Source organism: Mesorhizobium sp. M0019, from assembly GCF_040323975.1.
In the GTDB taxonomy this organism is placed as follows: Bacteria; Pseudomonadota; Alphaproteobacteria; order Rhizobiales; family Rhizobiaceae; genus Mesorhizobium.
This window is the reverse complement of the sequence record NZ_JAMYVK010000051.1, coordinates 1-24,940: the sequence shown is the minus strand read 5'-3', so window position 1 is coordinate 24,940 and position 24,940 is coordinate 1. Positions and strand designations below refer to the sequence as shown.

The 24,940-nt window shown below is 60.2% G+C and carries 24 protein-coding genes and 2 pseudogenes; 11 read left to right on the top strand and 15 right to left on the bottom strand.

The genetic code is table 11. From position 1 onward, the window contains the following. Positions 1 to 78 precede the first annotated feature (78 nt). A complete protein-coding gene (locus tag NKK47_RS28090) occupies positions 79 to 993 on the top strand; it encodes a sugar-binding transcriptional regulator (protein WP_352579041.1) in 915 nt (304 codons plus the stop codon). 52 nt (positions 994 to 1,045) lie between these two features. Here the strand turns inward: NKK47_RS28090 and NKK47_RS28085 are convergent, their stop codons facing one another. The 5 genes from NKK47_RS28085 to NKK47_RS28065 form a co-directional block, all read right to left on the bottom strand. Then, complete coding sequence (locus NKK47_RS28085; protein WP_352579040.1) at positions 1,046 to 1,777, bottom strand: ATP-binding cassette domain-containing protein; 732 nt, start codon at positions 1,775 to 1,777, stop codon at positions 1,046 to 1,048. A 2-nt stretch (positions 1,778 to 1,779) separates the two neighbouring features. Then, positions 1,780 to 2,760, bottom strand: a complete 981-nt coding sequence (locus tag NKK47_RS28080) for an ABC transporter permease (protein WP_352455503.1) — start codon at positions 2,758 to 2,760, stop codon at positions 1,780 to 1,782. A 201-nt stretch (positions 2,761 to 2,961) separates the two neighbouring features. Next, entirely contained in the window at positions 2,962 to 3,945 is a 984-nt protein-coding gene (locus NKK47_RS28075; protein WP_502905063.1) for a sugar ABC transporter substrate-binding protein, read from the bottom strand. Between the two features lie 36 nt (positions 3,946 to 3,981). Further along, positions 3,982 to 5,187 carry a mandelate racemase/muconate lactonizing enzyme family protein gene (locus NKK47_RS28070; RefSeq protein WP_352579039.1) on the bottom strand — a complete coding sequence of 402 codons (1,206 nt, stop codon included), beginning with the start codon at positions 5,185 to 5,187 and terminating at the stop codon, positions 3,982 to 3,984. A gap of 14 nt (positions 5,188 to 5,201) precedes the next feature. After that, positions 5,202 to 5,921, bottom strand: coding sequence for a FadR/GntR family transcriptional regulator (locus tag NKK47_RS28065; protein WP_352570962.1), 720 nt, complete (start codon positions 5,919 to 5,921; stop codon positions 5,202 to 5,204). 367 nt (positions 5,922 to 6,288) lie between these two features. On the opposite strand from NKK47_RS28065, the gene NKK47_RS28060 reads away from it, so the two are divergent. Further along, on the top strand, positions 6,289 to 7,278 hold the full coding sequence (locus tag NKK47_RS28060; RefSeq protein WP_352579055.1) for a Tim44 domain-containing protein: 990 nt from the start codon (positions 6,289 to 6,291) through the stop codon (positions 7,276 to 7,278). Positions 7,279 to 7,365: 87 nt separating this feature from the next. Here the strand turns inward: NKK47_RS28060 and NKK47_RS28055 are convergent, their stop codons facing one another. The 3 genes from NKK47_RS28055 to NKK47_RS28045 all read right to left on the bottom strand — a co-directional run bounded on the left by NKK47_RS28055 (position 7,366) and on the right by NKK47_RS28045 (position 9,350). Continuing rightward, a complete protein-coding gene (locus NKK47_RS28055) occupies positions 7,366 to 8,463 on the bottom strand; it encodes an AI-2E family transporter (RefSeq protein WP_352579038.1) in 1,098 nt (365 codons plus the stop codon). A 228-nt stretch (positions 8,464 to 8,691) separates the two neighbouring features. Then, complete coding sequence (locus NKK47_RS28050; RefSeq protein WP_352579037.1) at positions 8,692 to 9,105, bottom strand: type II toxin-antitoxin system VapC family toxin; 414 nt, start codon at positions 9,103 to 9,105, stop codon at positions 8,692 to 8,694. Beyond that, complete coding sequence (locus NKK47_RS28045; RefSeq protein WP_352455498.1) at positions 9,102 to 9,350, bottom strand: plasmid stabilization protein; 249 nt, start codon at positions 9,348 to 9,350, stop codon at positions 9,102 to 9,104. Before NKK47_RS28045 ends, NKK47_RS28050 begins: the two co-directional genes overlap by 4 nt. Positions 9,351 to 10,302: 952 nt before the next feature. Here NKK47_RS28045 and NKK47_RS28040 point away from each other — a divergent pair. Next, positions 10,303 to 10,506: a hypothetical protein gene (locus NKK47_RS28040; RefSeq protein WP_352579036.1), complete on the top strand. Its 204-nt coding sequence runs from the start codon at positions 10,303 to 10,305 to the stop codon at positions 10,504 to 10,506. 147 nt (positions 10,507 to 10,653) lie between these two features. Here the strand turns inward: NKK47_RS28040 and NKK47_RS28035 are convergent, their stop codons facing one another. The 4 genes from NKK47_RS28035 to NKK47_RS28015 form a co-directional block, all read right to left on the bottom strand. After that, entirely contained in the window at positions 10,654 to 10,941 is a 288-nt protein-coding gene (locus tag NKK47_RS28035) for a PilZ domain-containing protein (protein ID WP_352579035.1), read from the bottom strand. 969 nt (positions 10,942 to 11,910) lie between these two features. Next, positions 11,911 to 12,315 (bottom strand): TadE/TadG family type IV pilus assembly protein, encoded by a 405-nt coding sequence (locus NKK47_RS35255; protein ID WP_352455495.1) that lies wholly within the window; start codon positions 12,313 to 12,315, stop codon positions 11,911 to 11,913. Further along, entirely contained in the window at positions 12,305 to 12,724 is a 420-nt protein-coding gene (locus NKK47_RS28020; RefSeq protein ID WP_352455494.1) for a TadE/TadG family type IV pilus assembly protein, read from the bottom strand. The genes NKK47_RS35255 and NKK47_RS28020 overlap by 11 nt, the downstream gene beginning before the upstream one ends. A 26-nt stretch (positions 12,725 to 12,750) precedes the next feature. Next, positions 12,751 to 14,157: a pilus assembly protein TadG-related protein gene (locus NKK47_RS28015; RefSeq protein ID WP_352579034.1), complete on the bottom strand. Its 1,407-nt coding sequence runs from the start codon at positions 14,155 to 14,157 to the stop codon at positions 12,751 to 12,753. Between the two features lie 123 nt (positions 14,158 to 14,280). Between NKK47_RS28015 and NKK47_RS28010 the strand changes: the two genes are divergently transcribed. The 4 genes and pseudogenes from NKK47_RS28010 (at position 14,281) to NKK47_RS27995 (ending at position 15,866) form a co-directional block, all read left to right on the top strand. Then, on the top strand, positions 14,281 to 14,547 hold the full coding sequence (locus tag NKK47_RS28010) for an AbrB/MazE/SpoVT family DNA-binding domain-containing protein (RefSeq protein WP_059186960.1): 267 nt from the start codon (positions 14,281 to 14,283) through the stop codon (positions 14,545 to 14,547). Further along, positions 14,544 to 14,942 carry a type II toxin-antitoxin system VapC family toxin gene (locus NKK47_RS28005; RefSeq protein WP_352579033.1) on the top strand — a complete coding sequence of 133 codons (399 nt, stop codon included), beginning with the start codon at positions 14,544 to 14,546 and terminating at the stop codon, positions 14,940 to 14,942. Before NKK47_RS28010 ends, NKK47_RS28005 begins: the two co-directional genes overlap by 4 nt. A 151-nt stretch (positions 14,943 to 15,093) precedes the next feature. Beyond that, a pseudogene (locus NKK47_RS28000) lies at positions 15,094 to 15,478 on the top strand (porin family protein); the annotation flags it as partial. Between the two features lie 79 nt (positions 15,479 to 15,557). Continuing rightward, the gene (locus tag NKK47_RS27995) at positions 15,558 to 15,866 is read left to right on the top strand and encodes a hypothetical protein (RefSeq protein WP_352455491.1); all 309 of its coding nucleotides are present in this window, start codon (positions 15,558 to 15,560) and stop codon (positions 15,864 to 15,866) included. Between the two features lie 155 nt (positions 15,867 to 16,021). Here the strand turns inward: NKK47_RS27995 and NKK47_RS27990 are convergent, their stop codons facing one another. Next, on the bottom strand, positions 16,022 to 17,878 hold the full coding sequence (locus NKK47_RS27990; RefSeq protein WP_352455490.1) for a TPR end-of-group domain-containing protein: 1,857 nt from the start codon (positions 17,876 to 17,878) through the stop codon (positions 16,022 to 16,024). 417 nt (positions 17,879 to 18,295) lie between these two features. Between NKK47_RS27990 and NKK47_RS27985 the strand changes: the two genes are divergently transcribed. From NKK47_RS27985 to NKK47_RS27975, 3 genes are all read left to right on the top strand, one after another. After that, positions 18,296 to 20,572: a hybrid sensor histidine kinase/response regulator gene (locus tag NKK47_RS27985; RefSeq protein ID WP_352579032.1), complete on the top strand. Its 2,277-nt coding sequence runs from the start codon at positions 18,296 to 18,298 to the stop codon at positions 20,570 to 20,572. A gap of 440 nt (positions 20,573 to 21,012) precedes the next feature. After that, positions 21,013 to 21,735, top strand: coding sequence for an RNA polymerase sigma factor (locus NKK47_RS27980; protein WP_352579031.1), 723 nt, complete (start codon positions 21,013 to 21,015; stop codon positions 21,733 to 21,735). Between the two features lie 158 nt (positions 21,736 to 21,893). Then, positions 21,894 to 22,757 (top strand): ferritin-like domain-containing protein, encoded by an 864-nt coding sequence (locus NKK47_RS27975; RefSeq protein ID WP_352648065.1) that lies wholly within the window; start codon positions 21,894 to 21,896, stop codon positions 22,755 to 22,757. Between the two features lie 199 nt (positions 22,758 to 22,956). On the opposite strand, the gene NKK47_RS27970 is transcribed toward NKK47_RS27975, so the two are convergent. Together NKK47_RS27970 and NKK47_RS27965 are read right to left on the bottom strand one after the other, a co-directional pair. Next, positions 22,957 to 23,328, bottom strand: a complete 372-nt coding sequence (locus NKK47_RS27970) for an alpha/beta fold hydrolase (RefSeq protein ID WP_352579030.1) — start codon at positions 23,326 to 23,328, stop codon at positions 22,957 to 22,959. A 134-nt stretch (positions 23,329 to 23,462) separates the two neighbouring features. Then, positions 23,463 to 23,655: pseudogene (locus NKK47_RS27965) on the bottom strand (SLOG family protein); the annotation flags it as partial. A gap of 1,080 nt (positions 23,656 to 24,735) precedes the next feature. On the opposite strand from NKK47_RS27965, the gene NKK47_RS27960 reads away from it, so the two are divergent. Then, positions 24,736 to 24,940, top strand: a 205-nt coding sequence (locus tag NKK47_RS27960) for a type II toxin-antitoxin system VapB family antitoxin (protein ID WP_352579029.1), incomplete at its 3' end; no start/stop codon positions are given.

Here is a 24,940-nt window from a genome sequence, read left to right as displayed (position 1 = left end):
AAACCAGCACGAAAGAAACGCGACGGCCGCCAAGCCGTAACGAGTTCCGTCACGGCCGATCGCGAGGAAGGGCTGCTCGTGCGCGCCGCCTGGCTTGCTTACGTCGGTGACCTCACCCAGGCGCAAATCGCCAAGTCTCTTGGCCTGACACGTCTTCGCGTCAACCGGATGCTGGCGCATGCCCGTCAGCGGGGGATCGTTCAGATTCGCATCAATTCCAAGGTGGCGAACTGCATCGAGCTGGAGAACCGGCTGCGGGACGCCTATGGCGTTTCCGACCCAATCGTGGTTCCGACACCGCCCGATCCTACCCTGGTGCCACAGGTCATCGCAGCCGCTGCCGGTGAAGCCCTGTCGCATAGAATCCGTGACGGGATATCGGTGGGCGTGGGATGGGGACGGACGCTCCAGCTTAGTCTGCGGTCAGTGACCGTACGCCCCGTCAGAGGGATGTCGGTCGTTTCCCTGCTTGGCGGGCTCACACGTGGATCGGCGATCAACATCTACGAGATCGCTTCCCGGCTCGCGGCGCTCTTCGATGCGGAATGCTTCTACATCGCAGCACCGGTGTTCACGGATACGGAGGCCACGCGCGATCTGCTTATGCGCCAGTCCATTCTGGAAGACGCCTTCACCCATGCCCGCGACGTTGACGCCGCTTTCGTTTCGGTGGGCGCGGTGCACAAGGACGCCACCATCTTTCGGATCGGACTGGTAGGAGACGATGATCTCAGATCGCTCCGCGAAGCCGGAGCCGTCGGCGATATTTGCGGCCACTGGATCGGCGCCGACGGACAACTCGTCGATCACCCGCTAAACAGCCGTGTCATCGGCCTCGCCCCCGAACATCTGCGCGACGTCGACACTGTGATCCTGCCCTCCGGCGGCCTCGACAAGGTTCCGGTGCTGCGCGCCGTGTTGCGTCTGGGAGTCGTCGATGTGCTGATCACCGACGAGAAAACCGCTGAGGCGATCCTTGCGGAAAAGCCGTAGCGCAGACTGACCTCTGTCAGCAGAGTGGCTCGCGAGTGATCGCTTCTCCACGTCACAGAACCTCGTGGATTTCCTCGATCGAAGTCTCGCCGATCCGCTTGTCGAGAACGATCTCGCCGCGCGCCATCGCCACGACCCGGTCACAGCATTCGAAAACATGATGCATGTTGTGGCTGATGAAGACGCTGGTGATGTTCTGGCCCTTGAGGGCGCGAACGAAGCCGATCACCTTTCGCGTCTCCTTCACCGAGAGATGATTGGTCGGCTCGTCGAGGATCATGACTTTCGACTTGAAGTGCATGGCCCGGGCGATCGCCACGCCTTGGCGCTGGCCGCCCGACAGTTCGCCGACCAGCGCATCGGGCGACCTCAGATGCAGATCGACGTCGGCGATCGCCTTGACGCTTTCGTCACGCATGCGCTTCTGGTCCAGGATGCCGATGCCGAAAACCGAGCCCTTCACCGGCTCGCGTCCGATGAAAACGTTGCGGGCGATGGTCATGGTCGGGACCATCGAATTGTACTGGTAGATCGTCTCGATGCCGCGATCCATGGCGTCGCGCGGGTTCGAGAAGCGGACCGGTTCACCGTCGATCCTGATCTCGCCGCCATCGGGCTTTTGGGTGCCTGACAGGATGTTGATCAGCGTCGATTTGCCGGCGCCGTTGTCGCCGACGAGGCCCAGCGCCTCGTCTGGATAAATGTCCAGAGTGACGTTCTTCAAGGCGTGGACGCCGGAATACCATTTCTGGAGTCCCTTGATCGCGATGATGGGTGCCGCCATGATCAGGTCTCCACCTTCATTGCCCTGCCCCGCTTTCGAAGCCAGGCGTTCACGACGACCGCGAAGATAGTCAGGAAGCCGATTGCCATCTTGAACCAGTTGGCGTCAACCTGGCTCAGCACCAGTCCGTTGTCGATGACGCGGATCAGGGCAGCCCCGATGATGCCGCCGAAGATGGTGCCGATGCCGCCAGCCAGCGAGGCGCCACCGATGACGGCAGCCGACACGGCTTGCAACTCCAGCCCCTCGCCGATCGACGGCAGCGGCGCGCCGAGCCGCATCACCTGAATGGTGCCGGCAAAGCCGGCGAGCACCGAACAGATCATGAAGCAGGCGACCTTCACCCGGGCCGTCGGGATGCCCATCGACTGGGCGGCGGGCAGAAAGCCGCCGGTGGCGCGCACCCAGTTGCCGAAATTCGTGCGCGACAGGAGCACCGTCACCAGGATTGCCACGGCGACAAACCAGAAGAACGACATGCGAAAGAGGTCGCCCGGTCCCACATAGATCGTAAACAGCCATTTCGGCAGAGCGTTGGCTGGGATGACAGGAGGGAAGCCACCGGAGATTACCACCGTCAGCGAACGCGCGATGAACAGCATGCCAAGCGTGGTGATGAAGCTTGGTATCGCGAAACGAATCGTTATGAACCCGTTGAAGAAGCCAATCAGGGCGGCGATCGCGAGCCCGGCGGCAAAGGCCGGCGCGAACGGCACGCCTGCCGCCAGCATCACCGCCATGGTCATCGGGGTCAGCGCAAATACCGAGCCTACGGAAAGATCAAACTCGCCGCATATCATCAGCAGGGTCACGCCGATCGCGACCAGCCCCATTTCAGGCAGCAGCCCAAGCATTCCGCGCACGTTCTGTGTATTCAGAAATACGCCGTTCGAGCGTATCTGAAAGACGAGGAGGAGGAGGAGCAGGAACACGACCGCGGCAAGCTCCGGCTTCTCCAGATAAATCTTCATCAAGCGCTTCATCATTCGCTCCGGCCTGGATTGTTGGCGCTGGCTTGCCGCATCGGCAAGCGGGATGGCGGCAGTCTGTCTTCTCCCGCCCTTGACGGGGAGATGTGGTGGCAGGATGAGGGGTGGAGCTAAAACGCCCAAAGGCCACGCGGCCTGCCCCCCACCCTTGCCCCCCTCCCGTAAAGAACGAGGAGAGGACGCCGGCTTCGCCGCCTACCGCACGCCTTGTGCGGCCAGTTCCTTGAGCTTTGGCACGTCTTCCTTGACGATGATGCCTTTGCCGGTGTCGATGTCTGCCGGCAGCAGACCGACGTTCTTGGCGAGATAGGCTTCCATCACCGGCATGAAGCCCTGCATGTAGGGCTGCTGGTCGACCTGGACCTGGATGTAACCCGCTTCCATCTGTTGCAGGACTTCCGAGACGATGTCGAAGCCGCCCATCAGCACCTTGCCCGGCTCGATGCCGCGATCGACCAGGACCTGGGCGACGTAGGCATGCCAAAGGCCGGTGTCGAAATACACCGTGGTGTCCGGGTGGGCAGACAAATAGGCGCCAACACGATCGGCGACGACGGCGCCATCTGTGCCGGTGTCGAGCCGTTCAATGACCACTTCGCGTCCGGCATTCGCGGCCTTGTATTCCTCAAGGAACTTCATGACGCCGGCAGCGCGCTGTTCCGACCAGTTCTGACCGGGCGCGGAGACGCCGACGAGCGCCCTGATCTTGCCTTCCTTGGGGAAGAACTCGGACATCTTCTTGCCGAGTTCGTAGCCGGCGGGAATGAAGCCCTGGCCGATGAAAGCCTGGCGGGCATTGCCGGCTGCACCCTCGGTGTCGTCGACGTTGGACGCGATGACCGTGACGCCGGCAGCGCGGGCGTCGGCGATGATCTGGTCGAAGGCATTGTTGTCGACGATCGAGGTGATCAGCGCGTCCGGTTTTGCCGCGAGTGCCGCCTGCATGTTGGCCGATTGTTGCTCGATCGAGCCTTCGGTCTGCGTGAAGACCATCTGGCAATTGGCCTGGATCTTGGCGCAGGCGTCGTCAAACCCCTTCTTCACCGCCTGCCAGAACGGGTTCGACGCCGACGAATGATGCGTGAAGACGATGTTCATCGGCTCCTGTGCGCGTAAGCCGATTGCCGAGCCTCCAGCCAGTACTGCTCCCAAGGCTGCCGAGATAAGTAGCTTCTTCATGGTTCTCCTCCGTAGAAAGCTGCTTCAGGTTCATTTTCAGAGAGTAGATGCGTCAGTCACCCGTCGAAGCGCCGTGAAGGCGCGATCGATCTCCGGGTTCAGTTCCATGCCGAGGCCCGGTCCGGGAGGCACGGTGATCATGCCGTTCTTCACCTGCGGCAAAGCGGTCACAAGGTCGCGGTACCAGGTCTTGTAAAAGGCCCTGACACTCTCCTGGACAAGCGCGTTCGGCGCATTCAGTGACAGGTGGGTCGATGCGCCGAGCACGACTGGACCGGTGCAGTCATGTGGCGCGACCGGCAGGTGCCATGCTTCAGCCATGGCAGCGATCTTGCGCGCCTCCGAGAGCCCGCCGCACCAGCTGATATCAAGCATGATGACACCGGCCGCTCCGGTTTCGAGAAGGTCGCGGAAGGCCCACCGGGAACCGAGCGTTTCCGAAGCCGATATCGGCGCCAGCGAAGCCTCGGCATAGCGTTTCAGGCTGGACAGGCTGTCCATCCTGATCGGATCTTCGTGCCAGAAGGTCTTGTAGGGGGCAAGCTCGCGAGCGATCTGCATGGCCGGCAGCAGCTGCCACATTGAATGGAATTCAACCATGATGTCCATCTTGTCGCCGACCGCATTGCGGATTTTCTCGAATGGCACCAGCGCGGAATTCAAATCGGGCTGCGATACATACTGGCCGCGCGTTTTCTCGGCGGCCATGTCGAACGGCCAGATCTTCATGGCCGTGATGCCTTCCTCCAATAACGAATGCGCCAGTTCGTCGGCGCGGTGAAGGAAGCCGTTCAGATCATCATAGGCGTCGCCGGGCTTATCGAGCCCGTAGTTGGCCGTTGTCTGCCCGGTGGCCTTCTTGATGTATTCGGTTCCGGCACAGGTGTTGTAGGTCCTGATCTCGTGCCTGGTGAACCCGCCGAGGAGTTGTGCGATCGGCTGACCCGTCGCCTTTCCGAACAGATCCCAAAGCGCGATATCGAAAGCGGAATTGCCCCTGACTTCCGCGCCCGTCGATCGGAAACCGAGATAGCCGACGAGGTCGGCGGCAAGCAGGTCGATCTGCAAGGGGTCGCGCCCGATCACGCGCGGCGCGACATATTCGTGCAGATAGGTCTCGACGGTTTCAGCCATGAAGAAGGTCTCGCCCAGTCCCACGAGGCCTTCGTCCGTGTGAACCAGGACCCAGAGAAGGTTCGGCCGCTCCTCGAGCCGCAGCGTTTCCAGTTTCGTGATCTTCATTGCGCCCCTGCTCCTCAGGCGATGCCGGCCGCCAGCAGGGCCTTGACGCTCTCGTCAAAATGCCTCGCCATCAGGTCACGCGCCGACTGGGGATCACCGGTCTCGATTGCTTCGGCGAGGTCGATATGGATCTGGATCATCGCCAACTGCTCGGCATCCGAAGGGCGGGTCCGCCAGCCGATCGGCCAGGTCTGGCGCGATACGCGCTCGAACGCGCCGACGATGAGGCTGAAAACCGGATTCTTCGCAGCCTTGGCGATTTCGAGGTGAAAGGCGAGATCGTGCTCCATGACCTGTTCCGGCCGCTGGAAATTCTCGCGCATGGCGAGCGCGTGCGTCCTGATCCTTTCCACTTCGTCGGCTGTTCTGCGCAAGGCCGCCAGCATGGCGGTGCGGGTCTCAATCGTGCGGCGCACGTCGTAGATTTGCTGCACCGTGATCTGCTCGGTGTGGACGCCATGCTCGATCACCAGCGACATGGCGCCATAATCCAGCTCGGCGACGGTAGCCCGTCTGCCTGCCCTCAAGTCGATAAGCCGCATGGCGGCGAGCGAGCTGAAGGCCTCGCGCACCACGGTACGCGAGACGCTCAATTGTCTCGAAAGCGCGGCCTCGCTGGGCAGCCGGTCGCCGGGCCCGAGCTCATGCGCGCGGATATGGCGCGTGATCTCGCCGATCGTATTGCTGACCAGGCTCGCTGCGTCGGAATGTTTTGCGGATGCGGCCGTGCTCACGCAATCTCCAGTTCAGGAGTCGGCAAACCTGTATGGCAGGTTTTCCAGATATGTTGATAGTACATAGGAAAGCTGTATGTCAATCGAGTCTTCGCCGGGAGACCCTCGGCATCATCGCCGGGGAGATCGATGACCAGAGGCTTGCATGACCGATGCTGTTGACGCGACCGATACCGGTCGGCCGGGTGCGGGAGCCTGCGTGATCGAACAGCGATCATCGCGCTTGGGTAGGGCAGACATTCTCGTCGTGAACACTGGCGGGTGGCCGACCATGCCGCCCGAAAATATCTCGGCGGACAATTCACTGATATTTCGATCGACGCACCCCATATGAGCGGAAAGAGTGTCACTTGAGGACTTGCCTATGCTGATTTCGCGTTGGGGACGGTTTGCAGTTGTGTTTGCGGGGTTGTTCCTGGCATTTTCCATGGTCGCTGTGGATCACGCCGATGCGCGCCGTGGCGGCAGCTTCGGCAGTCGCGGCATGCGCACTTTCCAGCCGGTCCCGCCGACCAGAGTTGCGCCGCAACCGGCCGCACCGGTCGAGCGCTCGATGTCGCCGAATGCCGCAACGAACAATGCGGCCCGTCAGCCGCAGGCATTCCAGCGCCCGGGCTTCTTCAACGGCCTCGGCGGGTCGATGATGCGGGGGCTGCTTCTTGGCGGTTTGATCGGCGTTCTTCTGGGCCATGGGTTCGGCGGCTTGGCCGGCATGTTGGGTCTTTTGCTCCAAGTACTGCTGTTCGGCGGCGCGATCATGCTGGCGATCCGCTTTTTCCGCTCGCAATCGGCCTACAACCCAGCGCCCGCTACGGCTGGAGCCTTGCGGGGCGCAGGGAATTTTGGGCGAAACGCAGCAGCCCGGCCCGAGCCAAGCAACGTCCAAGCATTCCCCATTCCGGGCGTGGGGTCGGGATTTGGCGGAACGAGCCAAGCCAACGCTTCCGATGAGATCACGCTCACCAAAACCGACCTCGACACGTTCCAGCAACGGCTGACGGAAGTTCAGGAGGCATTCGGGCGCGAAGATCATGCTGCATTGCGCCGGTTGGCGACACCCGAGATGGTGTCCTATCTGTCCGAGGAGCTTGCCGACAATGCCAAAAAGGGCGTCAGGAACGACGTCTCGGAGGTCAGCCTGTTGGAGGCCGATATTGCGGAAAGCTGGCGGGAGGGTGATCGCGACTACGCGACGGCCGCTTTGCGCTATGAGTCTCGCGACGTGACCCGCGATCGCGTCAGCGACAAGATCATTGAGGGCCAGGCCGATCAGCCGACGGAGACAACCGAACTGTGGACCTTTACGCGCCAGGCCGGGGGTGACTGGAAGCTTGCCGCAATACAGCAGCCTGGCTGATGTGCTTGCCTTCATTGAGATATCGCGCAGAGGTTGTTCAGGTTTCGCGCTACCACTCGAAGGCCAGCGCCCTTTTCGCGCGCTTGATCAATCCATCACGGACTGATGAGGTAGCTCACCAGGGCGCGCCGGCGTCGCCTTGGGCCGGTCGGTCAATCGAGTCTTTAGCACATCGATGAGGCTGATTGTGATGGCGATCACCGCAGGTCCGAGGACAAGGCCGGATGCTCCGAACAAGACGATGCCGCCGACCGCGCCGATAAAGGCCACCACCGTGTGGAGGCGCAACCGGTTCCCGACAAGCATCGGATAGAGCAGATTGTCGATGCCGCCGACGATGACGCCGCCCCAGACGGTCAATATCGCCGCACTGGCCCAAGCTCCCTCCAGTGCGAGATAGACCGCTGCGGGCACCCAGATCACAAATGCCCCGAGCACGGGCACGATGGCAAGAAGTCCCATGACAAGGCCCCAAAAGACTGGCGTCGGCAGGCCGAGCCACCAGAATATCAGGCCACCCAATGTTCCCTGGACGGCGGCGACGAACACGGTGCCGAGTAGTGTTGCATGGACGGTCTCCGCAAAGCGGGACAAGATGTAGGCTGTCTCCGGAGCGCGCAGGGGCGACAGGCCCGCGACGGCTTGCAGGCCATGTTGGCGGTCGCGCAGAAAATAGAACAGAAGATAAAATGTCAGCCCGAACATCGCGACTTGATAGATGGAGCCACGCAATAGCGATGTGCTTTGTCCCGTCAGCCATTGCACGAATGCGGCGACTGAGCCGGCCGGATCGAATTGGTTCTCGATCCATTGGGCAATGGCCGAAAGCGTGGGATAGCCAGACATGAAGCCGTCTGCGTCCCAACCGCGGATGACCTCCTCCAGATAAGTCGCTCCGTTTACCGCCTCGCGAACGAGCTGTTGTGCGACGAGCGCCAGCGGCAGGCCGACGGCGATCGCCGCGACACTTACCGATATCAGCGCTGCCAGGTTTCGATTTCCGACCCGTCTCTCAACCCACCGGTGAGCCGGAGACAGAACGATTGCCAGGACGAGCGCCCAGGTCAATGCCGGCAAAAAAGGCAACGCCAGCAGATAGCAGACGTATAGACCGATCACCGTCGCTGCCACGACGCCGAGCAATCTCAATTGTTTTACATCCGGCATCTGTTTCAGATCGGGCACCTCTCGCTGTCTCGCAAGCCCAGCGAGCCTAATGGGTTTCCTGAACAAAAGTCAGGTCGGTTGCCGTACCCTTACGGTCAGGCTGCCGGTGAGGCGCTTCGAGTGACCTTCAGGGATTTTGACGGCATGCAAATCGAACCTGATATCGCTCGCCTGCGCTTGGCGGCCTTTCAGGCCGTCTGTGACTGGCAGATGGGGCTTGAACAAAAGCGCCGACAGGAAAACGTTTCAGAACTCCCACGGAGATGTCAGAACGAGTCCTGCCGTCTCGAAGTCAGTCAGATTGCGCGTGGCGAGGCGGCCACCGTTTACTCGAGCGATCGCCGCGATCATGCCATCGGGTGCCGACATGCCGCGTCCCTGGCGAGCAGCAGCACCCATAATTTCCCCATAAACCAGCGCAGCTTCTTCTGTCAGACCGAAGATGCGGTCTGCGAAACGCCGGCGCCAGTCGGCCAACCCTTGCTCCAGCCGTTCGGCACGTTGATCCGGTCTTATCTTCTGGATGCCGAAGGCGATCTCGGCAATCGTCACCGTTGGAAGCGCGAGTTCGGCATCGTATCGGATCAGCCAGGCAATGACTGCCTCGTCTGGGGTCTTTTTCAACGTTTCGGAAACGACGTTGGTATCGACAAAGATCAAAGCTCGACGCCTCGATTCGGCCGGCGACTCTCACGGATCACCGCCTCAAGGTCGATGTCTGTGCCGGATTGCGCTGAAAGCCGCGGATAGAAGGCAGAAGCAGGCTCACGACCGGCCTCGCGGACCTCGTAAGATTCGAGGGCGCGCTCGACCACCTCCGCAATCGAGCGGTTTTCACGGCGGGCAAGCCGGTGTGCAAGATCACGCGCCTTAGCGCTGCGGACTGAGAGTTGTGGCTCGGCCATATCGGACTCCTTGGCACCCATTGTATAGGCTCATTTCGCCTGCTAGCAAGATGGCTTCTGATGGCTTGATGTCAAAACCAATCTTGCAGGGCATATTGGCGGTCGCGCAGAAAACAGGCAGTAGACCTGCCCAAGCTCCACCGACCGAAGAGTCCGTGCGTTGCGGCCGCCCTAACGCCGGATGTGAGCGCCGCATCTACCGCTCGCGACTTCGCCTACTGCGCTCAACATCCGGGCGTTTCGACGGGCAACTCTAAGTTCGGCAAGCGTCGGTCTCCACCAGCCGCTGAAGCGTTCGGTCGGTTTGGCCGAGAGCCGAGCGGGCCATGTGCTTACAAGTTCTGCAAGCGTAGCCGAACGCCACCTGCCCCAAACGAAGTCGCCGTTCGCAGGCAGTCCATGGGAATAGAAGGCGGCTGCGTCTGATAGCTCAACGAGTTCACCGGAAATCTCAGTGAACACGACAGTCCCGTACTGCTCGGTCGCGACAGCGCGGCCCAGGGTAGGTAGATCTTGAACTGGCAACGGATAGCGATGACGCCGGCGCTCAGCAGCCCGCTTTTGTGCGGCCCTATAGGATTCGGTGTTCCTGGCGGCCGCCCGTTGCCCTTTCCTTTCCTCCGGTTCGGCTTGCTGCGCAGCCTTTTCGATGCTTGGCCATCGGCGCCGGAGCTCTTCATATGAGCGGAATGGAACTCTCCAGGCCCGCAACTCATCGTCCCAACTCGCCCACGGAACCGCACGCAATTCTTCAAGCACCGTCCTCGAATACGGCGTGCGAATACGGAGGTCGTCCGCAATTTCCAGATACCGGCTCGAAATTGGGTCGAAGGCGAAGGCATCGCATCCCTTGCTATCGTCATGGGGCGCCCGTAACGCTACCTCTTTCGCCAGCCAGCGGTCGATCCGCCGGGCTGCTGTGTTGCCGGGGACAAACCAGCTCCTGCGCTCGTTGGCGGGGCTCGGCCTCGCGGTGCTGCCCCGCATCATCGGAGATAGCGAGCCGGGGTTGCGGCGGTTGACCGGGGAAATCCTGGGGCGGCAGAGCCTCTCGGTCGTCTACCGCCGCGAGGCCGCGCTGGCGAGTTCGGTTCCAATCATCGTCCGTTTCCTGATCAACGTGATGCGGCGACATTTTGGCGCGATGCCGCGCTGAGCGGTCAGAACCTGAAGGTCGACGAGACAATCGACGGCTTGTGTGAGTTGAGCCTTTGCCCATGGCCGTGCGGCGGCTTCCCTTGCTGTGTTGAAGGCCAGTGCCAACTGTTGCTACCGGTGGTGCTCGGCTGGTGCGACGAGAACTTCAGCCATAGTGAAAGCGCGGTTTGGGCACTGTTTCGGTGAACTGCACACCGACGCGGTCGTTCCTGCGCCAGCGCAACACAGACCGATAGGCAACGCCATCGGTCGGCACGTAGAGAAGGAAATGCTCCGGCACCAGGGCTTCGACCGGCACCTTGAGTTCGGCTCCGCCGACGTTCTGGTTTCGAATGGTGCAGCTGATTTCGGAGTTGTTGATGCCGTTAATGATCGCGGCACCCTTCAGGACGCGCTGTCTCCGTTCGCGGCGGTTGTCGCCTTCTTCAACCATTGTGACCTCCGTTAGGCGCCCCACTTGTATATCAGAACCGCCCACGCGCGAGCCGGATTAAATCGCGGAGCGTTGTTACCCGCGTCGAGCTGCGATCGCTGTCCAGTCGGGTCAAAAGGGTGTTTCCATATGCCTCGGCCCCTTGCCTCGGCCTGATACAGCGCCCTGTCAGGATTCTTGAACTACCCTTCCGGGTAGCCTATGGGTCCGCCCGGAGGGGGTGCCAACGTCCGCCTTTAGCCGTTGCGCCAAGTTCTTCATGAGCCGCGTCGGGAGGCTAACGTCGCCGGTCCCATCGCAGGGCCGGACATCAGCAGAGCGAATTCATCTCCACCAATCTCGCAACCAAGCCACCACGTCTGATTGCTTTCTCAAGACGCCGCGCAATCGCGACCAGAAGCGTCTCGCCAACGGCATGCTCGAAATTGTCCTCGCGTGGCGTCGCCAGTTTTTTTCGGAGAGATGATCGTCCAGGCTTGTGCCCGGACCAAGCGGCTCCTCCCGATGTTCGACAGGCGCCTGAATGATATCGGCGAATTTGTCCGCGGCACCCGCAGGTGCGCTGTGCGAGGGAATAACTGCCGGAATATGTGCTCTTCGTCGCCAGGCCGGCGCCGACCGCCGTTAAGCGATAGCGCCCGCTGTGCATGGACTTCCGCACTGGCGAGATCGTGAGCAAGCGCGGAGCCGGCGGCCGGCATTATCTCCGTCAGGGAGTCTCTGCCGTCGGTCCGCGCTGTGCAGCGCGCGGTGTTAGGCAGGGAATAGCGGCCGAGGTGAGGGACGGCAAGCCGCGCATTGCCGGGGCAAAGGCCGTGATCATACATGCCGTCCCCGATCTATAGCCAGGATGAAGGCCCGCGCCGAAGTCTACGTTCCGCGCCGGTGGCGGTGAAGCAGACCTGAACGCAAGCAAAGAAGAACAAGCCGATCACTGCGCATGTTGCCTAAAGAGACTATTGGGTGCGCTCATGACGCAACCAACGGAACTGTGACAGTTGTCGCATAATTTATCGAGTATCGGTCGAAGTACGGAAACTCGATCGCGAACGCATATTTGGCGGTCAGATGGGCCATTCGAAAGCCGCCGCTGGGGGCGTCGATTGCTATTGTTATGTCGACATCGGTTAATCCCAAACTCAGCAATTTTGCCGTGGCTATCGCTTTTATCTCGGCTTCGGTCAGCGAATTCTTCATTTGCAGCGCTCGTGAGGACGTTTCCAGAGTATAGCGAACACTTGACATGGCATTCAGAGCCCAGCCGAATGCGAAGATGCCGATCAAAAGCATTATCAGAATAGGCGCGATCAGCGCGAACTCCAGTGCGGCTCCGCCTGATGCCTCACGTATGAAGGCTCTCCCTTTAGCGAACACGTATCACCTGTTTGTGGCTGAGCTCGCGCGAGAGGGAAAACTCGCCGAAACTGAAGGGCGGGGACCAGGTGGCCGTCGCCTGTATTTCAACGAAAACCGCGGAAGCTTTCAAACTGTCGCACAGCACAGATGGATCGACCACGATGATCCCGCACATATATTTCCGGCTCAGCGTCACCTGCGCGTCATCGGGATGATTTTCCCAGCTCGAAAGGGCGACGGTCTGGGTAGCCGCGTCGTCGGCTGCGCCTTGCATCACGAGATTGGCCGCCGTTTTCACGCCCGCACGCATCGACAACGCGCTTGATACAAAAGACCAGCCGTCAATGATGCCAAGAAGTACCAGGCAAAGGATCGGCACAACCAGCGCAAACTCCACCGCGGCAATACCCGAATCGCTCCCGAACATCCGGGCTGGTAACCGTGCCACGAAGATTACTCGACAAGCTTTATCGATTGCGTGGCCGGAATGTCTCGCATCCCAAGGCTCGTGCAATCCTGATTGACGTTCGCATTGCCGGACCACTGCACGGTACTGGCGACGACCTGAGTGCAACCACCTTTGCCCGAGAAATTGCCGAGGTAATTGACATCCTGTGTTGGAAAATACAAAGCGCCGGTCAAAAGCGAATCTGCCGTGCCATTAAACGTGTTCGATCCCGTCTGGTTAGCTTTGTCTCCGTAAAACAGCACCCCCGAATAGGTGCCTAACGTCGGTGCGCTGAGCTTGACAATGGCCGTGCCGTTCATGCTGACGCCCGAGCTGCCGGCCAGATAGATAATGACTCCCTCGCCTGAAATATTTGCATTCGAGTTCGCTTTGAAATCTCCTCCCTGAATGACGTATACCCCGGGCGAGAGCGTCACATTGCCGCTCAAGCTGAGCCCCCTGCAGTATGTTCCAGGTTGCAACGTCGACTGATTGCTGTTTTGACAGGGGTTCGTGGCCGGTGGCGCCGGCAAGTCGGCAAAAGGATCGGCAGCGGGCAACGCCTGGGTTATCGGACTGGCGCAGACGGTCGTCACGGGGTTGCTCAACGAAACACCGCCTGCCGATATTAGGCAATCGACCTGAAGGTTTGCCGATCCCTGAAGCTTGATGGCGTCCGCGGCTATCGAATTCGACATCACGACGCAGCCGGTCAGTTTGAGATTCGAACTGCCGGAAAACAGCGCCGCTTTCGGAGCGGAACGATTGAGCGACAAAGCGCAGGCCTTTGAAGAATCCGTGATAAGAGCCACCGCTCTTGCCCGTGCGCCGACCGGGTTTTGCGTGAATATCGATGTGAAAAACCGATCGAGGGTCTGATGAACGATAACCTCGACGGCCTTTTGGGCGACATTCGGGCCAGAGGACGGAGGCGTGAAGATTTCGATTGTGCCTGTTGACGGGTCCCAGCCGTTCGTCGTCGCTGACAGTGTCGCGGCGGCGACAATCGTTGGCTTGTCAGATCCCGAAATCTTTTCCAAAGCGCCAGCATAGGCCGCCGCATCCGCCACCGCCTGTAATTTCAGGCTGCTAAAATACCAGTAGGAGGTCTCGATACCGAGACCCGCTGCGCCGACGACAATCGGCAAAGACAGGGCAAAAATAGTAGCAACGTTGCCGCTCTTGCCTGTTTGTCGCAGACAGCTAACAAACCGCCTCAAGATACGGGCACCCCATTCCATGGAAATATTTAAGCCAGGATGAATGAAGGAACGACTAAGGATTTCACTCCATTTGACAGGTGCGCTCCTTGGGCGGCCGGCACGAGCTCCGGCGGCCGCACTCGGCCAGCACGCTGCTAATAGCTGTACCTGCGCGCCGGCGATGCCGATGTCGCGATTCGTTACGCGCACAGGATGCCTCCGGCCGTTGTGATTGTGGACCCGCCAGAGCGCAACTGCTCGACGACGCCTTTGCTATTGATGATAATGCAAATTTGCATTATCTAATCGTGTGGATGAGTTGGAGCTGCGAAAATGACTACATTGACGGTGACGGCACGGGGACAGGTGACCTTCCGCAAGGACGTTCTGCAGCATCTGGGCATCAGGCCGGGCGAGAAGATCGAACTTGATCTGCTCCCCGACGGCCGGGCGGAATTGAAGGCGGCGCGGGCAAAGGGATCATTCCGGGAGCTCTACGGTTTTCTCAAGGGCAAGACGAATGGCCGGGTGTTGAGCATTGAAGAGATCAACGAGGCAATCGCGGAAGCGGGTACTGCAGCGGGATCGAGCAAGGAATGAAAGTCACGGCCGATACCAACGTTCTGCTGCGTGCCTATGTCGCCGACGATGAACGACAGGCGGAAGCGGCCGTCGATCTCTTGGCGAAGGCAGACATCGTGGCCGTTAGCCTTCAGGCCTTGTGCGAGTTCGCATGGGTTTTGGGCCGACAGTATCAAACCGCACGCGCAGATATCGTGGCGGCAATCCGAGCCTTGGCGAATACCGCAAATGTCGTCGTCAACCGGCCAGCTGTCGAGGCAGGGCTTGCAGTGCTTGAGGCCGGCGGTGATTTTGCGGACGGCGTGATTGCCTTCGACGGCGACTGGCTGGGCGGGGAGACATTCCTCTCCTTCGACCGCAAGGCGGTCAAACTGCTGTCAGTGCAAGGACATCCTGTTCAGCTTCTTTCCTAGCTGTCCTCAGGCGTGTCGACATTGTATTGCCTGACGCGCCTGGCGGAATCCAACCCATTAAATGCCGGGACTAAACAGCTAGCCACAACGAGAGCAACTGCTGATCTGTAGAATGAGCAGGTTCGGTGAACTTTGCGTTCTCCTTACAGATCGTTTCCTGGACACTCCGCAGTTCACGTTCGACGCGCTTGCCGGCGCCCGCGTCTGGTACATCTCGAATGATGTGACAGTGCAATATGCTGGGTTCTCCTTGTCGCGCGAGGAGGATTTCGGCTGGGTCGATCCGGTGATCGGGGCGCGCGCCTTCTACAACATCACCGACAGGCTTTCCGTGATGGCGCAGGCGGATATAGGCGGGCTTCGGGGTGGGCGCCGATTTCACCTGGCAGGTGCTGGGAACCGTGAATTACCTGCTTACCGACCACCTCTCGGTTTCCGCCGGCTATAAGCACTTGGCGATCGACTACGATGACGACGGCTATGTGTTTGATGCAACCCTGTCCGGTCCGGTTCTCGGCATAACATACCGCTTCTGAGCCGCCCATGTCTGACGTTCCATACTGACGGTGTGCCTTTCCTGGTCGTGGATTGATCCTTCTGCCACGGGAGTGCTGATTGCTTCACGTGTCGGCGGTTCGGCATCTTCGCCGTCATTCTGCTATTTTCGGCTCTCCGCTGAAGCTGGCGGTCTGGTTGGGTCGGAACTGGTTGACCAATGTCATCCTGCGCCGACAAACTCGATCACGGCGCGAGCTGGTCAAAGCACCCGATCGGTCCATCGCGTTCCGCAACGGGCCCGACACGGTCCGTCGCATGGACATCCGCTACGGCAAATCGGCAAATGAAGCGACTTGGCATCAGTCGGCCCGCGTAGAGGGCACTTCCGGCATTTCGTCTTCCGAAACTCTCGCTTCAGGAAATTGAAGGGCAAATCGTGACCCTGAGCGGTCCCTGACCGCGACTGGCACAAACGTCGCCAAAGGTATACCTAGCGCCTATTCATAATCCCCTGAGAGACACGATTGCGCTACCAAGGTCAGGCATGTAGCCGCTCATCGCTGTGAGGCAGGGCTCAATGGCTAAGCTGCCAGCTCCAATACGCGCTGCCAGCGCGGATGCTCGTGCAGTGGCGCAAAGTCAGAATCCTGCTTCACCCATGCCTTGGTCTCGTGGTTTGCATGAGGCAGCAGGCGTTCCAGCAGATCGAGCGCACGATCGAGCTCGCCGAAATGACAGCAAAGGCAGGCGGTATTGTATTGCGTCAGAATGTCGTCCGGATCGATTGCCAGCGCACGTGCCGACCATTCCTTGGCACGTTCGGTCTCCCCGATCAAGGCGAGAGCATTTGCGCCGAGATAGGCTGGCCGGGGGTTCTCAGGATACTTCGCCAATTCGCGCTCGGCGCGTAACACGCCTTTGCGAGCCGCTTCCCTTTCGTCTTCCGGCCGCCCTAGAGAACGATAAACCTGCATAAGCAGAAGAACAGACTGATAGTCATCGGGCTTGATCTCGGCGGCCCGCTCGTAATGGTGGGCAGCCCCTTTGAGCTTACCTTGTGCATAGCACGCACGCGCGTAGAAATAATGCGCTTCGAATAGATTGGGATCACTTGCGATAGCCTGCTCGAACTCCTTTTCGGCCTCTTCATATCTTTGGCCGACCGAGAGAGCGAGACCACGCGACGCGTGTGCTTCTGCAAGTCCACTTTCGATATCGAGCGCCTTACCGCTGTTGGCCAGAATGCTTTCGAGAGAAACTTTCTCGTCGTAATTTAGGAATAGAAAGGAGTCGCAGTCGGCGATGCCCGCATAGGCGCGCGCATAAAGTGGGTCGAACTCGATTGCTTTGCCAAACATCCGCTTCGCCAGCACATAGTAGGTTTTGGACGTTCGGTGAAAAAACTCTCTCCCCCTCAGATAATACGTATAGGCCTCTACATTGTCAGTGGGCGCAGCCCTGATCGCCTTCTTTTCGGCCGGCAGCAGCTTGACCTTGAGCTGATCGACGATGGTGTGAGTGATCTCGTCCTGGATCGCGAAGATGTCGGTGAGTTCACGGTCGTATCGGTCGGCCCAGACGTGACCGCCATCAGCCCCGTCGATAAGCTGTCCCGTGATACGGACGCGCTGACCTGCCTTCCGTACGCTCCCCTCGAGCACGAACTTGACGCCGAGTTCCCGCGCCACTTGCTGCACCTTCACGGGCTTGCCTTTATAGGTGAACACCGTGTTGCGGGCGAGGACGTGGAGGCCGGAGATTTTCGACAGGTCGGTGATGATGTCTTCGGTAATTCCGTCGGAGAAATACTCCTGCTCGGGGTCGCCGCTCATATTTGTGAACGGCAGGACAGCGATTGAAGGTTTTGCCTTCATGTGGCTTTGAGGAGATGCTGTCATCGCGCTGTCCTCAAAACTAAACGGCGCCGCGAGTGCGACGTGGTAGACCCTGACCGGCCGGTCGATGTTCTTGAGCTCGTGTTCCCCCGTGTCCTCGAAATCCAGATCAAGATTCTTGCCAAGATGGTCACGAACCGCGCCGGAGATAGCGATACCTCCGGGCCGGGCGATGCTTTCAATTCGCGCCGCCACGTTGACGCCGTCGCCATAGATGTCGTTGTCATCGAAGATAATGTCGCCAACATTGATGCCGATGCGAAATTCGATGCGGCGCTCCTCTTGCACGTCGGCGTTGCGCTCGAGCATCCTGCGCTGGATGTCGGTCGCGCAAGCGACAGCGTTCACCACGCTCTGGAATTCCACCAGCATACCGTCGCCTGTGAGTTTCACGATCCGGCCCTGGTGCTCGGCGATCTTGCTGTCGACCAGTTCTCGCCGATGCGTCTTGAGCGCCGAAAGCGTGCCGCCCTCGTCGAGACCCATGAGCCGGCTATAACCGACCACATCGGCAGCAAGTATCGCGCTAAGTCTCCGTTCCATGCGCGGCTAGCCTGTTTTACGGCGAGTCAGGGTAACAGGTTCTCACAGCAGCGGCATCACACTAAATCGGCTCCTCGTAATATTCGGAAGGAGAAGGCATCAACTGAGGTGCGGACGAGGCGTGTCACGGAGATGAAGCGGAAGCGATGAAAGCCCCTGCGTCAAGAGTGTCACCGCGGCCTCATGGTTTTTTCTACGGCGATCACGGAGCGTCCGCTTACTGTAGCTATCCGAAGTTGACAGGCACGTTCTGGAAGGCCCGCTACTGGCGCTCCTTGTCCTGCTGGTGCAAGCGTTTCCCTACCCCCGCACCGTACTGCGGTCGGATTCAGGCATCTTGCCGGAACTCACGATAATCGTCATCCTTGCCAGCCCGACGGCCAGCGTTCCGACCGGCCGTCACGGAGTGCCCCGCCCTTGCAAGAAGACGACGCCGGAAACGCATTCCAAGAGGCGATCCTCGCTTCGGTGGTTCGCTCATCGCTCGACTGCGTGATCGTCACGGACGAAGCCGGATTCGTTGTTGAATTCAACCCGGCGGCCGAGGCGACCTTCGGCTATTCGCGCGCTGAAGCGGTCGGCAGACAGATCTCGGAGCTCATCGTCCCGCCGCATCTGCGCAAGGCGCACGCAAACGGGCTTGCGGCCTATCTGGCGGGTGGCGCCCCGCGGTTGCTCGGGCGTCGTACAGAGCAGACTGCCATGCGAGCGAACGGCACCGAGTTTCCGGTGGAACTCACGATCACCGAAGCCCGGAGCGGCAAACGTCGTTTCTTCACGGCGAGCTTGCGCGACCTGTCGCAGCGCCACGCTGCCGACGCCGCTCTGCGTGCCAGCGAAGCCCGATTGGCGGCGTTCATGAAGCATGCTCCCGTAGGCATGTACCTGAAGGATACCGACGGGCGCTATCTGATCGCCAATCCCGAAATGGGAAAGGTCTTCGGCCGGCCGGCCGAGAGCGCAATCGGATTAAGCGCGGCCGACATTTTCGGGCCCCAGGAGGCCGCGATGATCGCGGAAAACGATCGCCGCGTCCTGGAATCGGGACAGGCGATTGCAATCGAGGAATTCCTAAGCAACGCGGCCCACTATGCCTGGAGCCTTGTCGTCCGCTTTCCCGTTCTGGGGGCCGATCAGCAGCAGGCGCGCATCGGCGGCTTCGATATTGACATTTCCGAGCAGAAGCGCGCGGCCGAGCGCCTGCTGCGAAGCGAGCGGCGCTTCCGAGACCTCACTCACCATCATCCGGTTCCGGTCGTGTTCATAGACTCGCGAACGAGGCAGCTGATTAGCGCCAATCCCGCCTTCCGCGAGATCATGGGTATAGGCCCGCATGACGAGGACCGCTTCCGGCGGCACCGCTGGTTCGCCACACGGGAAGACTATCGGCGCCTCAGAACCCTGTCACGTCAGCAGCCGCGCGCCGACGGCGTGGAGGCTCAACTTCGGCGTCTGGACGGCTCCGCGTTTACCGTGTCGCTGAGTTGGCGCCACATCGAGATGGACGATCGACCGGTGATCGTCGGCAGCATTCTTGATCTCACCGCAACCAAGGCGGCTGAAGCCGAACTGGCGCGGTCGCGTGAGGCATTGGCTCAGAGCGAGCGGCTCAACGCACTTGGTTCGCTGCTTGCCGGCGTTTCGCACGAACTCAACAACCCCTTGGCGGTCGTCGTCGCGCAGGCCCAGTTGCTGGAAGAATTTCTAGGCGGAACCGCCCACGCACAGCGGGCCGGCAAGATCAGACTCGCCGCCGAGCGCTGCGCACGCATCGTGAAGACCTTCCTGGCAATGGCGCGACAACGCCAGCCGGAGCGCCGCAGTACCAACATCAACGATCTGATCCGCGCAGTTCTCGGCATCGCCGGCTACGGTTTGCGCACGGCGGGCATCGAGGTGCTATGCCGGCTCGCCGAGGGCCTGCCGCCTCTGGAAGTCGACCCTGACCAGATGCATCAGGTGTTCTACAACCTGATTGTCAACGCGCAACACGCCCTGCAGGAGATACCCGCACCGCGGCGGATCGAGATCGAAACGTCGCTTGAAGGCAATGACCTCCAGATCGTGATCGCCGACAATGGCCCCGGTGTGCCCGCCGAGATCCGGAATCGCATTTTCGATCCGTTTTTTACCACCAAGGCTCAGGGGGCGGGAACCGGGATCGGGCTCGCTTTCTCGCTCAGTGTGGTGCAGTCGCACAATGGACGACTGGCCCTGCTTGACCGTGCGGACGGCGCGCATTTCCGGTTGCTGTTGCCGGTGGAGGCCTGCACTTCATCAGATTCAGTCGAAGGTGTTGCGGCGCACTCGGTCGCGGGCATCGGTTGCACCGCCCTTGTGGTCGATGACGAGCGGGAGGTTGGAGAAACGATGGCAGAGCTACTAGAGGCTGAAGGTTTTGCCGTCAGGATCGTCGAGGACGGCGCCGGCGCCAAGGCAGCGCTGATGAGTGCTGTTTTCGATGTGATCTTTTGCGATCTGCGAATGCCGAACATCGACGGCCCCGCTTTGTTCGACTGGGCCTGTCAGGCAACCCCGGGCATAGCGGAGCGATTCGTTTTCGTTACCGGCGACACGCTCGGCGGCGCTGCGGCGCGCTTCGTTGAACGGGCCGGTCGACCAGTTGTCGAGAAACCGTTTTCGCGCGATTCTATCCGCCGGGCACTAAGCTCGTTGGCAGACGTTCCGCGCTAGCCAACGACCCTCTTTGCGCGCTGGCGCCTTCGGACAACACCGCAGCGTCAGCGAACACGCATCGCAGTCCAGCTTGCTCGTGCAATACCGCATAAAGCCTTTTTCTTTGACACTGGCCTTGGAATACCTGCGTTTCACGAAACTCGGCCCGCAATTCGATCAGCCGGTAGCGACCAGAAGACCTTCCGTTCAGGGAAAGCGTGAAGGGCTGCTATCCCATCGGTAAGCTGCTGATCGCAGTCATCTCTCCAAAATTCAGGTTATGGCGCGACCGAGCCGGCCGAAGGGTTCGGCTCCACCCTACTGCCGTGGAGCGTTTTACGTCGCGGTTGGGTGGTGAGCAGACCTCCGGTTCGCTAGAGTCCCAAGTCTCCACCGGGCTGCAGACCGAAACCCGGAAAACGCTTAACTCATAGTAAGCTGATGAATCTGGAGCGCCTATGATGAAGCCGACCGGATCCAACGAGGCAGTGAGGATCGAAGACCTTGACGACGCCGGGCTGGTTGAACACGCGCGTCAGCGTGACCCCGCCGCATTCTGGTTAATCATCAAGCGTCACAATCAGCGGCTTCACCGGCTCGCCCGCGCCGTCCTGAATGACGACACTGAGGCGGAGGACGTACTTCAGGAGACCTATATCCACGCCTTCACCCATCTGGCCGAATTCCGCGCGGAGGCGCGGCTGTCGACCTGGCTCACCCGGATCGCGCTGAACGAGGCGCTGGGACGCCGCCGGAAAAGGCGGCCCACTGTCGATGTGAAAGTCATCGAAGGCATGGTCGCTCCGTTCAGCGCCCACAAGCCTGATCCCGAAGAGGCGGCCGCTCTCGCTGAAATCCGCAGCCTCCTGGAGCGAGCCGTCGGTGGCTTGCCAGAGCCCTTTCGGATCGTCTTTGTCATGCGGGACGTCGAGGAAATGAGCATTGAGGAAACGGCTTTTCTTTTGGCATTGCGACCTCAGACAGTGAGCACCCGCCTTTATCGCGCACGCCGGCTGCTTCGCGAGGCGCTGCGGGACAAGCTCGCCACCGTGTTCACGGATACGTTTCTCTTCGCTGGCGCCCGTTGTGACCGCCTCGCGCAATCAGTCTTAGATCGGCTCGCAATCAGCCTGGTTCGAAAAAATACTCATCAGTTGAACGTGGCGAGCGAGCGCACGTAGACGCAGTCCACGTCGAGCTTACGCCGGCTCCCTTCGCAGGGCTTTTGTAGCGGGACGCGGGAATATTTTGGCGCCCCGGACCATCCAATCGTCGGGCAAATGCATTCGGCGCCGCGGTGCTGACAGCGGTGTTGAATCAACAAACATAGGAGACCGCCATGCAGGGCGCACTTCACCTATCCCGGCGTCAGTCGCTTCAGGGACTTGTCGTACTCGGTGCCGGAGCGGCACTCGGCGGAATCGCGCGGCCTTCTCCGGTATTGGCACAGGACATATCGGACGAGGACATTTTCCGTTTTGCGCTCAATCTCGAATATATGGAGGCTGAATACTACCTCCGCGGCACCACCGGAAAGGGTATCGACGACGCCGATGCCGGCTCGAAACCGGGCGATGTCGTCGGCGGAAAGAAAGTGTCCTTCGAAACACCTGCCATCGGCCAATTCATGCAGGAAGTTGCTGAAAACGAACTCGCGCACGTCCGATTCTACCGCAAGACGCTTGCAAAGAACGCCGTCGACAGGCCGGCCATAGATTTCGATGCGGGGTTCAAGGCGGTTACGGAGGCAGCTGGCCTCGGGCGGGACTTCGATCCCTTCGGTAACGAAACGAACTTCGTTCTCGGCGGCATGCTGTTCGAGGATGTCGGGGTCACCGCCTATGCGGGTGCGGCGACAGTTCTGAAAAACAAAGACTTCCTCGCCGCCGCCGCAGGCATCCTGGCGGTCGAGGCCTACCACATGGGAATGGCGCGATCTACGCTATACCGGAAGGGAGAGGAAGCCTGGAAGGCCGCCAACGCTGTCTCAGATGCCCGAGACAAAATCGACGGATCGGACGATAAGGACCAGGGGATCCAGGTGGACGGCAAAGCCAACATCGTTCCTTCAACGCCGGACGCAATCGCCTTCACCAGAACACCGCAACAGGTGCTCCGGATCGTCTATCTCACCGACAAGGACGGAGTGAGCAAGGGTGGCTTCTATCCGGAAGGGATGAACGGCACGCTCAAAAGCACCTAAGCCAGTTGCGACGGGTGACGATTGGCCGCCGGAAACTGAGCGGCCTGATATCGGCTGCTCTCGGAAAAAGACCATGAATAATGATGATAATGGAACCACGGATCGTCAGCTTCGCCACAAGCGAACCTCGGCCCTTCTATGCGCCATGAGTGAATCCTGGCGCTGACGACATCGCTGTGGCTTGTCGGGTAGTACAACGCTACGCTGCCTTGGCCCTAGCCGACACAGCGCTCTTCGCAAAGTCGCGCACGACCTGCACGAATGCCTCCGGTCTTTCGAGGGGCATGAACTCGCCAGCTCCACTGATGACCTTACCTGTCAAGGCCTCGGCACCAATTGCCTCGATCCCAGCAACATAGTCCTCGATTCCGCGGCCGTCCGCGTCGCCGCGCAGATAAAGCATGGGCGTCTGATCCGCTTGTGCCGCATGTTCTTCTTGGCGTCCGCCTCGAACGCTCGATACCAGTCGATTGAGATCGTAGGCCACTACGGCTCGGAAGACCTTCCCATTGGCGCGCGCAGGGTCTTCGTTGTGGTTGAAAATACCGCCAAATCGGTCATTCGGGGCCAAGAGCTCCAAACAGAGCAAATCAGAAATCGATGGGATAGAAGAAGGTTGGTCGCTGATCTGAAACGTGACCGTTGAAGCGCATGAGAGGCCAGTGCGGAGCGTCAGTTTTGCCGCTTGGCAGTTAATCAGCCGGAGTGCTTTTCATGGACCTGGTCGAGCTTGGCCCAAATCAGCCGGTGATCGTCAAAGTCGAGCCCACCGGTGACGACGATCTTTGAGCCGGGAGGAAAGAGCACCTCATAATCGAACCGCTTCTTCGTCATCGAGGACGTCACGGCTGTCGATCCATCGCCGAGGTGAATTGCGGTGGTTGACCTTCGACCCGCTGTGCGCAAGTGAGATTTGCCGTGCTGCTACTGAAAAATTCGGAAAGCCCACTTGTCCTGCCTCGGGTTCCGACGCACACGCGAGAAGCACGGTTCGGCCATAACTCGAGGGCACGCGCCGCGGTCTGGAGCGGCGATCGCTGTCTGGTCGAGACCGCCGGCACTATCCGAAACAATGTGAGGCGCGATCGCGATCATGTGGCGCTCTATGGCGATCCTCGTAGTCCTGCCCGGGTTGGACAAGGAAGCTGTGGCAGAGCAAATTCGCGGGAACATTGAGGCCCCCGCTTTTCCGAGCCCTGCACCTGGCGTGTCGCACCGCGTCACTGTCAGCATCGTAGTTGCGGTTCAGGCGGCCGACGAGGCCATCTCACCGGAGCATCTTCAGTGTCAGGCGGATGCGCGACTCTATCTTCCCAAGCAGACCGGCTGCGCCGAGTGCTGCTCCACAGACCGGAGTCGTCCGAGCGCAAAGATATTCGGTTGACGGTAATGCCGTCAGCCGGGTGCAGTGCAAGAATAGTCGTTTCGCTCCGCCCTCCTTGAACGGCCGAGGTCGATTTTGCGGAGGACCGCTGCTGCTGGTCGCCATCTCCGCGCTCAGAACACCTAGTCTCAGTCTAGCGAGGAGCTCGATCGACGTGGCCGTGACGATCGGCTGAAGCCATCGCAGGACATTATTTTGAAGGGCCCGCTGCACCTTCCCGGGGCAGCGGGCTTGGCATTTGTGCGAATGCTAACTCCTTTGGTACGACCCCAAAATCAACCATCCAGGTTTTCATAAATGGCCCCTTCCCCGCAGCACGCTGTCTGGGATGTTTCGGCACACGATCGTGATATCGAAGCTGCATATCAGGCTGCAGCAAAAAGCTCATGCTGACCGGCCGGACGAGATCGAAAGAAGGTTCGGCTGCGTCAGGCGTCCTGGCAATCCGCCCGACTGAGCACCAGAACCGACCCTCCCGACGGATTTTCGCGAGCTGCATTCCTCCCTCCCCTCCTTACCAAAACCGCCGCTCGCGAATTCGCTGGCGAGTATATCTCCGATGTGATATACATATATCACTCGGAAGATATACAAATGCCGCTCTTCATTCGCGATCCCGACGTCGATGCCATGGCCGTCGAGCTGCAGCAGATTACCAACGCGCGCAGCAAGACCGAGGCCGTCAGAACCGCCTTGCGCCATGAGATCGAGCGTAACCGCGGCAGCGTCCCGCTGCGCGAGAGACTTGCCAAAGTCAAGGAAATGGCGCGGCGGATCGGGCCGGCCAACCCTGATTTCG